8 protein-coding genes and 2 pseudogenes are annotated in these 8,964 nt (G+C 68.4%); 8 read left to right on the top strand and 2 right to left on the bottom strand.

The genetic code is table 11. The annotated features are described in order from the left end of the window. Positions 1-335: pseudogene (locus HDC93_RS37270) on the bottom strand (hypothetical protein); the annotation flags it as partial. A gap of 210 nt (positions 336-545) precedes the next feature. After that, positions 546-1,313 carry a FadR/GntR family transcriptional regulator gene (locus HDC93_RS37265; protein WP_185015196.1) on the bottom strand — a complete coding sequence of 256 codons (768 nt, stop codon included), beginning with the start codon at positions 1,311-1,313 and terminating at the stop codon, positions 546-548. Between the two features lie 129 nt (positions 1,314-1,442). Between HDC93_RS37265 and HDC93_RS37260 the strand changes: the two genes are divergently transcribed. The 8 genes and pseudogenes from HDC93_RS37260 to HDC93_RS37225 form a co-directional block, all read left to right on the top strand. Then, complete coding sequence (locus tag HDC93_RS37260; RefSeq protein WP_185015195.1) at positions 1,443-2,558, top strand: enolase C-terminal domain-like protein; 1,116 nt, start codon at positions 1,443-1,445, stop codon at positions 2,556-2,558. 97 nt (positions 2,559-2,655) lie between these two features. After that, positions 2,656-4,020 carry an ABC transporter substrate-binding protein gene (locus tag HDC93_RS37255; protein WP_185015194.1) on the top strand — a complete coding sequence of 455 codons (1,365 nt, stop codon included), beginning with the start codon at positions 2,656-2,658 and terminating at the stop codon, positions 4,018-4,020. 12 nt (positions 4,021-4,032) lie between these two features. Continuing rightward, positions 4,033-4,953 carry a carbohydrate ABC transporter permease gene (locus HDC93_RS37250; RefSeq protein ID WP_185015193.1) on the top strand — a complete coding sequence of 307 codons (921 nt, stop codon included), beginning with the start codon at positions 4,033-4,035 and terminating at the stop codon, positions 4,951-4,953. A gap of 77 nt (positions 4,954-5,030) precedes the next feature. Further along, positions 5,031-5,915, top strand: a complete 885-nt coding sequence (locus HDC93_RS37245) for a carbohydrate ABC transporter permease (RefSeq protein ID WP_185015198.1) — start codon at positions 5,031-5,033, stop codon at positions 5,913-5,915. A gap of 263 nt (positions 5,916-6,178) precedes the next feature. Beyond that, entirely contained in the window at positions 6,179-6,520 is a 342-nt protein-coding gene (locus HDC93_RS37240) for an L-rhamnose mutarotase (protein ID WP_185015192.1), read from the top strand. A gap of 357 nt (positions 6,521-6,877) precedes the next feature. Beyond that, positions 6,878-7,636 carry an SDR family NAD(P)-dependent oxidoreductase gene (locus tag HDC93_RS37235; protein WP_185015197.1) on the top strand — a complete coding sequence of 253 codons (759 nt, stop codon included), beginning with the start codon at positions 6,878-6,880 and terminating at the stop codon, positions 7,634-7,636. After that, positions 7,633-8,676 carry an aldo/keto reductase gene (locus tag HDC93_RS37230; RefSeq protein WP_185015191.1) on the top strand — a complete coding sequence of 348 codons (1,044 nt, stop codon included), beginning with the start codon at positions 7,633-7,635 and terminating at the stop codon, positions 8,674-8,676. Before HDC93_RS37235 ends, HDC93_RS37230 begins: the two co-directional genes overlap by 4 nt. A 5-nt stretch (positions 8,677-8,681) precedes the next feature. Continuing rightward, positions 8,682-8,867, top strand: a pseudogene (locus tag HDC93_RS37225) (amidohydrolase); the annotation flags it as partial. Positions 8,868-8,964: the final 97 nt, after the last annotated feature.

The raw sequence follows: 8,964 nt of genomic DNA, 5'->3' as shown, positions 1-8,964 counted from the left end.
TTCACCGTGTGGCCGCCTGTGCCGGAGTCCGCCGAGGTGAAGGTGAGCGGCGCGGAGAGCCGGTAGGTGCCGTCGGCGAGCTCGACGGTGATGTCGCGTGTCATGGAGTTGTTGATCGCCCGTACCTTGGCCTTGGCCTGGGTGACGGAGCACGGCCGGCTCGAGGAGCAGGCGGTGCCGGAGCCGTTGGGTGCGGCGTAGAGCGTCGTGCCGGCCGCGAAGGCGGGGCCGGCCTGGGTGAGGACTGCCGCGGTCGAGGCGGTGAGGACGGCGGCCGTGGCCAGCCATGACCTGAGACGGCCAGGAACCGTGGGACGTATGCGGGTTGTTCGCATGTGACACCTTCCGGGAGGTTCAGGGGGCCCGTGGTGTGTGTGGGCGGGCAGGGGACAGCCCAGCGGGAAGAGGGGGAAGGGGTAAGAGCGATGTAACATTAGACGTCATATGAATTTCGTCAATAGGTCGCGCGCTGCCGGCTCGGCGGGACCTGGACATGCGAACGCCCCCGGCCTGTTTGGCTCGGGGGCGTGTCGGTGGGAGTGCTCTCAGGAGGCGGGCGAGCCGACGTTCGGCGCGCGGCGGCGGCTCCAAGCGGTCGTGATGTGTGCCGCCATGGCTTGCGCGGCCCCCTCGGAGTCCCGGGCCAGCAGCCGCTCGGCGACTGCTCGGTGCTCCGCGTTGGCACGCTCGCACGCGGTCGCGTCCGGAGTTCCGTTGTACAGGTACGTCGTGCGCGCCTGGGCGTGGAGGATCCGGATGATGGAACGCCCGAGCCTGTTGTGGGATGCCTGCATGATCCGGTCGTGGAAGGCCACGTCGGTCTCGATGAAGCGTGCCGGGACGGCGGTCTCCTCGTCGAGCCGGACGAGCAGCCGCTCGACGTCTCTCAGGTCGTCGTCGGTGGCCAGCTCCGCGGCCTGGGCTGTCATCTGGGCTTCCAGCGTCGACCGGATGTCGACCAACTGGTCGAGGACGACGAGCTGGTCGTCATGCTGGACAGTGGCGGCGAGCACGACCGGGTCGAGGAGGTTCCATTCCTCGGGCGGGGTGACGGTGGTGCCGTAGCCCTGCCGGGCCAGGACCAGCCCCTTGGCCTCCAGGGACTTGACCGCCTCGCGGACGGTGATCCGGCTGACGCCGAACGTCTCGCAGAGCTCGGGTTCCACCGGCAGGGTCGACCCTGGAGGAATGGCACCCGACACGATCGAGTCGGTGAGGCTCTCCGTGACGGCCTGTGCCAGTCGGGCCGGACGCTTGGGCCAGGGCTTGAGAACGGGAGGCTCTCCTGTCCTGCCGGTGCTGTCCTTGGCCATGCGTTGTCCCCTTGCTGATGCGGATGACGGCGAGTCTACTGCGCGGAAACTTCTTGACAGCATTCGTATGACGACTTACGTTACACGAAAATTTCGCAGCAGTACTTCCCGCTCCGAGGGGTGCAAGCCGTGCGCATTGCAGAAGTCGAGTGCCATCCGGTGCGGGTGCCGGGAGTCAGTCCGCCCTTCGTCTGGCGGGACGGACTCCTGGGCAGCCCGTCCGAGGGCGAGGCCGCGGTGCTGCGCATCTGCACGGACGAAGGGGTCGAGGGGGTGGCGATGTCCCCTCGGCGGGGCAGTGGGGTCATCCTGGCGGACCTGCTGGACCGCGTACTGCGCAAGGAGTTGGTGGGGCAGGATCCCCTGCAGCGGGAGTGGCTCTGGCATCGCATGTGGGAGCTGGACCGCACGGAGGAGCTACCGCTCTACCTGCTGGGGCTGGTCGACATCGCGCTGTGGGACCTGGCTGGACGACTCGCCGACCGGCCCACCTGGCACATGCTCGGCGGTTACCGCACCTCGATACCCGCCTACGCCTCCACTGTCACCTATTCCTCGGTCGAGGAGTACCTGGACATCGCCGACCAGGCCCTGGAACTCGGCTACCCCGCCATCAAGCTCCACGCCTGGGGTGACGCCCGCCGCGACGCCCGTCTGTCGGTGGCGCTGCGCGAGCATGTGGGGGATGACGTCCCGCTGATGTTCGACGGGTCGGCGGGCTTCGACCTCCCCGACGCGATCCATCTCGGGCACGCTCTCTCGGACGCCGGCTACCTCTGGTACGAGGAGCCGATGAGGGAGTTCAGTGTCACCGCGTACAAGCGCCTCGCCGACGCGGTGGCCGTTCCCCTCCTCGTGGCCGAGACCTCCGACGGGGCGCACATGAACTCGGCCGATTTCATCCAGGCGGGCGCCGCCACCTTCGGAGTCCGCGCCTCCACCCAACTGCGCGGCGGCTTCACCGGCGCGATGCGCACCGCCCACCTCGCCGACGCCTACCGGCTGCGCGCCGAGGTGCACGGGCCGGAGATCCCCAACCGGCACCTGTGCATGGCCATCTCGAACACCACCTACTACGAGTCGCTGGTCATGGGCAATCCCATCAGCCGTGAGAGCGGCATCGACTCTCGCGGCCTCGTTCATGCCCCCACCGGTCCGGGCGTCGCCCTTCCGGCGGGCCTGGATTACCCTCCTGCGCTTCAGGCATTTGTCGACAAGGAGACCGTCACCCCGCCTCGGGCCTGATGACGGGAGCCCCAGGCCGCCCGACGGCCCGTCTCGAACACCCCGAGCGCGGCGCCTCTTCCTGCTGTGCGTCATTTCCCAAGATCTGAGGTCAGTCATGAACGACGACGTTCCGGTTTCCTCCCGCCGCCGGCTCAGGCGCACGGCCGTCGCTGTCCTGGGCGCCGTCTCCCTGCTCGTGCTCGCTGCCTGTGGCAGCGCGGACCCCACGCCGACGACGGCTTCCTCCCCGGCCGTCTTCAAACCTGTCGCTCAGAAGGAAGGCAGCGAGATCACGGTCTGGGCGGACGCCACCCGCGTGCCTGGCGTGCAGGCGTACCAGAAGGCGCACCCGAACGTGAAGATCAAGATCGTCACGTACAGCGGGGACGCCAACGGTGCCAACGACCTGCAGACCAAGGTCCAGCTGTTCGACCGGGCCGGCAGCGGGTGGCCCGACGTCGCCTTCAGCGCCAATGTCAACGACGGCACCTGGGCATCTCAGGGCAAGAGCCCGTATGCCGCGCCCGTCAACCAGGGCGTGGTCGCCCAGTCCACGTTGAAGGGCTTCGCGGACGGCGCGCTGAATCCCTGCACCTTCAACGGCAACACCTACTGCCTCCGGAACGACCTGGCCCAGAACGTGCTCTGGTACAACAAGTCCCTCATGGAGAAGTTCGGGTACTCCGTCCCGACCACCTGGGAGGAGTACCAGGCACTCGGCGAGAAGGTCGCCAAGGAGCACCGCGGCTACCTGGTCGGCACCGCCGGGGACGCCTGGAGCCCTGAGGTGTACTTCTGGGCGAGCCAGTGCCCTGCCAGCACGGCGACCGGTGCCAAGAAGGTGCAGGTGGACCTGCAGGACGCCAAGTGCACCCGGATGGCCAAGCTGCTCGACACCCTGATCGCCAAGGGCTCGGTCTCCAAGGACACCGTCTTCAGCGCCGGCTTCATCAAGCACCAGGCGAGTAAGGTTTTGATGCTCCCCGGCCCCTCCTGGTTCGGCCAGGTGCTCTTCAACTCCACCTTCAAGACCCCCAAGGGACAGATCGCCGCCGCATCCCCGCTGAAGTTCGAGGGCGACGCCAGGAACTACACCGGCAACGTCGGCGGCGGACTGTGGTTCGTCTCCTCCCACAGCAAGAACCTCAAGGCGTCCTCCGACCTGGTCACCTGGATGACGACCTCCGACGCCTACCAGGGCACCGCGGGCACCTACCCCGCGTACAAGAAAGCCGCGGTCACCTGGCTCGCCAACCAGAAGAAGACCAGCTACTTCGCAGAGGACGTCGGTCCCGTCTTCAAGGAATCCGCGGAACTGATCTGGCCCGGCTGGTCCGCCACCCAGTACAGCCAGGAAGCCATCTACTCCTCCACGGTGGTCCCCGCCCTGAACTCCGGCAAGACCCTTACCGACACCCTGGACACCTGGCAGACGGCCATCACCAACAAGGCCAAGTCCCTCGGCTACACCGTCAACTAGCGAAGCGGACCCATGACCACTCACCTGGCGACGGAGCGCAGCGGCCGCCGACGCGGCCGCTCCGCCCGCAACCCCGTCGGGCGAGCCGGCTACGTCTTCGTCTCCGGCTACGTCCTCCTCCTTCTCGCCTTCGGCGTCCTGCCTACCGGTTACGCGGTGTGGCTGGCGCTGTCCAACTCCCGCAACCAGCTCGTCGGACTCGGCAACTTCACCCGGACGTTCACCGACTACCGCTTCGGACCGGCCTTCCTCCACATCGGCCTGTACCTGGTGGTGTGGCTGGCCAGCCTGATGATCCTGGTGGTGCTGCTCTCCCTGATGCTGCACGGCCGCATGCGCAGGGCCTCCACCACCTTGCGGTTCCTGTTCTACCTGCCGGGAGCCCTCGCCGGAGTGGCGAGCGTACTGCTCTTCCTGATCCTCCTCGACCCAGCCGCCAGCCCCGTCGGCTGGCTGCTGAAGAGCTTCGGCTGGAACACCCTCGCCCAGGTCAACGCTCCCGGACACCTGCCGGTGCTCTTCACCGTCATCGCGTTCTGGACCGGGGCCGGCGGCTGGATCGTGGTCATGTACGGCGCGCTCAACAGCATCCCCGACGAAATCCTGGAGGCCGCTCGCATCGACGGCGCCAGCACGCTCCAGATCGCCCTGCGCATCCAGATCCCGATGATCACCAAGTGGATCGCGTACATGCTGATCCTGGCCTTCGCGGCAGGCACCCAGCTCTTCGTCGAGCCGCAACTAGTCTCCCTCGCCAGCTGGGGCATGATCCCCGACAGCTGGTCACCGAACCAGCTCTCCTACCAGTACGCCTTCCAGGCAGGCGACTTCAACGGCGCGGCGGCGCTCTCCGTCGACCTCCTCATCCTGGGCCTCGCCTGCGCGGCGCTCGTCGTCTTCCGTACCGGCCTGTTCGACAGGAACGAAGGATGACCACAGCTCCCACCACAACAGCCCGCCGAACCCGCCCGCCCCGTACCCCCGGCGCCCGCACCAGCCCGAGGAAGCCCATGCGCCGCAAGCGCCGACCAAGGTCGCTGGCCGCCCGGCTGGCCTGGCTCATCGTCATGGGCCTGGCCGCGCTGTTCTTCTGTGTACCGGTGGTGTGGCTCCTGCTGGCCACGACCAAGACCGACAGTCAGATCGTGCGGGACAACCCGTTCTCCTACGGCTCTCTCGGCGCGGTCGCCGACACCTGGCACCACCTCTACGCGTTTCAGGACGGCGCCATCCTCACCTGGCTGCTGAACTCGGCGCTTTACACGTTCGGCGCGCTGGCCGTGACCCTGGTGACGTCGATCCCCGCCGGATACGCCCTGGCCCTCACCCAGTTCATCGGGCGGCGGATGCTGCTGACCATCACCATGCTCGTGATGCTCATGCCGACAGCGGCGATGGTGCTGCCCCTGTACCTCGGGATGAACGCCGTGCACCTGGACGGCACGATCTGGTCGGTCATCCTGCCCTTCTCCTTCTTCCCGTTCGGGGTCTACCTCACCTACATCTACTTCTCCTCCAACGTCCCCTCCGACCTGCTGTCCGCCGCACGGATCGACGGCTGCTCGGAGTGGCAGGTCTTCCGTCTCATCGCGATGCCGCTGGCCAAACCCGTGATCGCACTGGTCGGCTTCTTCAACTTCGTCGGCAACTGGAACAACTTCTTCCTGCCGTTCGTGATGCTGCCCGACAGCTCTCAATATCCGGCGCAGGTGGGGCTGAACAACCTGCTCGCCGCCTCGCCGCTGTTCAACACCTCCAGCGGCGCGGGCAACCAGATCTTGCGGCCCGAACTGCCCCTGGCCACCCTGGTGACCATCGTCCCTGTTCTGATCGTGTTCCTCTTCTCCCAACGCGCTCTTGTGTCCGGCATGCTCGCCGGGGCGACGAAGGAGTGAGGGGGCAGCCGCACCTCCTGGCGCCCTCCGTCCACCCATGGCGCGCCGACTCGGACGGGAGCCGTCGATCGTGCTCGACGCACCCTCGGTACCGCGTACTGACAGTGCGTCGGAACGCCCGCCCCACCGTCGTGCTGAACCGACATTGCCTCACGCGTCGTCTCGAGCCGCTTGTCGTGCGGGCAACTTTCGCCGGTGCGTCGCAAGGCACGCCCGATCCGGGTCGGTCGGCAACCCGGCCCACACTCACCGGAAGGACCCCGATGAAACGCGTTGCCCAGACGATCCGCCTGCGGCCGGAGCACCGTGACCTGTATCTGCGCCTGCACTCCGCGGTATGGCCGGGTGTCGAGGCCGCGCTGCGGGCTGCGAACATCCGCAACTACAGCATCTTTCTGCGCGAGGACATGCTGTTCGGCTACTTCGAGTACCACGGCGACGACTTCGAGGCCGACATGGCCGCGATCGGCGCCGACGCGGCCACTCAAGCCTGGTGGCAGCTCACCGGCCCGTGTCAGGAGCCCTGGGCCGATACCGGCACCGGGGGCAACTGGTCCGACCTGACCGAGATCTGGCACCTGACCCCCTCGGCGACAGCAATCTGACAACCACCCATGGCAAGGGGAAACTCCTACGAGTCGGCGCGCCCGGCGAAAAGCGGTGCGTCGTCCGCACCGACGACGGCCGGCTGCTGAACCTGTGGTCCGTGACGCCGGACATCGACGGCGCTTTCCTGGCTTCGGGCGGAGTCGACCGGGCCCGGGTGGCCGTCACGGCGGGGGAACTGCCCGAGCTGGTCCTTGAACCGGGCGACGTGATCAACACCGGTACTTCCGCGGGCGTGGCCCTTGGCCTCCCCGGCACCCCCACCTCCGCCCCGGCGACGTCGAGCTCGCCATCGACGGCCTCGGCGCCAAACCCCAGACCTTCGCCCAAGCGTGAAAGGCACCCCTTTGAGCAGCATGAGCGGCCTGTCGGGACTCAAGGCCGTCGTCACCGGCGGCGCGTCCGGGGTCGGGCTGGCCACGTCCCGGATGCCGGCCGACCACGGCGCCACGGTGGCCGTCATGGACCTCGACCTCTCCGGTGCTCCCGAGCGGCGGATCGCCCTCGAGGCCGATCTCGCCGACGACGCCTCGGTACGTGTCGCCGTGGACGGCGCTGCCGAGCAGCTCGGTGGCCTGGACATCCTGGTCAACAACGCGGGGATCGGCGCCGTCGGTACCGTCGAGGACAACCCTGACGATGAGTGGCACCGCGTCCTCGACGTCAACGTCCTCGGAACGGTGCGCACCACCCGCGCCGCCCTGCCGTATCTGCGGTGCTCGTCGCACGCGGCGGTGGTCAACACATGCTCCATCGCGGCCACTGCGGGCCTCCCTCAGCGCGCCCTGTGCATCGCGAGCAAGGGTGCGGTGCTGTCGCTGACCCTGGCGATGGCCGCGGACCACGTCCGTGAGGGCATCCGCGTCAACTGCGTCAACCCCGGCACCGCCGACAACCCAAGGGTGACCAGGCTCCTGGACGCCGCCGACGACTCGAAGGCGGAACGCGCCGCCCTCGACGCACGCCAGCCCCTGAGCCGCCTGGTGACCGCGGACGAGGTGGCGGCGGCCGTGGTCTACCTGACGAGCCCCGCCGCGGCGTCCGTCACCGGCATTGCCCTGGCCGTCGACGGTGGCATGCGGGGGCTCCGGCTGCGCCCGGCGGTCGGCTCATGAGAGCGACGACGCTGGGCGGCTCCGGTGTCAGGGTCACCGAGCTGTCGTTCGGAGCCGCCGGCATCGGCAACCTCTTCCGCCCGGTCTCCGACGAGGCCGCGTCCGCCGCGGTGGAGGCCGCCTGGGACGCGGGCGTATGCACCTTCGACACCGCCCCGCACTACGGACTCGGGTTGTCCGAGCGACGCCTGGGCGCCGCGCTGCGAGGCCGCGACCGCGACACGTACACCGTCTCCACCAAGGTCGGGCGGCTGCTCGACCCCAACCCGGAGGGCGGCCGCGGCGACGATCTCGCCCACGGCTTCGCCGTGCCCGACACCCACCGCCGCGTCTGGGACTTCAGCTCCGACGGAGTCCTGCGCTCCCTGGAAGCGAGCCTGCACCGCCTCGGCCTGGACCGCGTGGACTTCGCCTTGCTGCACGACCCAGACCACCACGCCGAGCAGGCTCTCACCGAGGCATACCCGGCGCTGGAACGGCTGCGCGGTGAAGGCGTCGTCAAGGCGATCGGCATCGGAGTGAACCAGTGCGCGCTCCCCACCCGCTTCCTGCGCGAGACCGACATCGACGTGGTGCTGCTCGCCGGCCGCTACACCCTGCTGGAGCAGGAGGGGCTCGCCGAGGTACTGCCGGAGGCCGCCGCCCGCGGCAGGAGTGTCATCGTCGGCGGGGTGTTCAACTCGGGTCTGCTCACCGACCCGAAACCCGGGTCCACGTACGACTACGCGCCCACCCCACCCCATGTGCTCGACCGGGCGCTGCGCATGAAGGCGGTCACCGAACGCCACGGCGTACCGCTGCGCGCAGCCGCGCTGCGCCTCCCGTTCGGACATCCGGCGGTAGCGAGCGTACTGTCCGGTGCGCGTTCCGCCGAGGAGGTCCGCGACACGGTGGACCAGCTGGGGCGAACGGTACCGGCCGCGGTCTGGGACGGACTGCGCGCAGAGGGGCTGCTGCCCCCCGCACGTCCCCGTCCCTGCTGCGATGCCGGTCGACGAAACCAATCGGCGGAAGAAGGAGTGGACGAGTCGTGGAAGTGACCGCCATGGAGGGGAACACCGCTGAGGGCGTCATCGACGCGCACCACCATGTGTGGGACCTCTCCGTCCGCGACCAGGATTGGATCACCGGGCCGGAACTCGCCCCGCTGCGCCGCGACTTTCTGCTCGCCGACCTGGAGTCCGAGGCCCAAGCCGCCGGTGTCACCGCGACGGTTCTGGTCCAGACGATCGACCCGGGTTCGACATAATTCGACGGCCTAGAGCTCAGAATCTGGGGTCTGACCTGCGTAGATATGGGTGTGGCCGCCTGGAGGGCGTTTCTCTAGG

The sequence above is a fragment of the Streptomyces sp. AK010 genome (assembly GCF_014207295.1).
GTDB lineage: Bacteria > Actinomycetota > Actinomycetes > Streptomycetales > Streptomycetaceae > Streptomyces > Streptomyces massasporeus.
Note: the sequence above shows the minus strand (reverse complement) of the source record. Positions and strands in the feature narration are given on the sequence as shown.

Excerpts from the sequence above, each read along its gene's own strand:
- HDC93_RS37235 (WP_185015197.1), top strand. The coding sequence starts at position 6,878 with ATGAGCGGCCTGTCGGGACTCAAGGCCGTCGTCACCGGCGGCGCGTCC.
- HDC93_RS37255 (WP_185015194.1), top strand. The coding sequence starts at position 2,656 with ATGAACGACGACGTTCCGGTTTCCTCCCGCCGCCGGCTCAGGCGCACG.
- HDC93_RS37250 (WP_185015193.1), top strand. The coding sequence starts at position 4,033 with ATGACCACTCACCTGGCGACGGAGCGCAGCGGCCGCCGACGCGGCCGC.
- HDC93_RS37230 (WP_185015191.1), top strand. The coding sequence starts at position 7,633 with ATGAGAGCGACGACGCTGGGCGGCTCCGGTGTCAGGGTCACCGAGCTG.
- HDC93_RS37245 (WP_185015198.1), top strand. The coding sequence starts at position 5,031 with ATGCGCCGCAAGCGCCGACCAAGGTCGCTGGCCGCCCGGCTGGCCTGG.
- HDC93_RS37240 (WP_185015192.1), top strand. The coding sequence starts at position 6,179 with ATGAAACGCGTTGCCCAGACGATCCGCCTGCGGCCGGAGCACCGTGAC.
- HDC93_RS37265 (WP_185015196.1), bottom strand. The coding sequence starts at position 1,313 with ATGGCCAAGGACAGCACCGGCAGGACAGGAGAGCCTCCCGTTCTCAAG.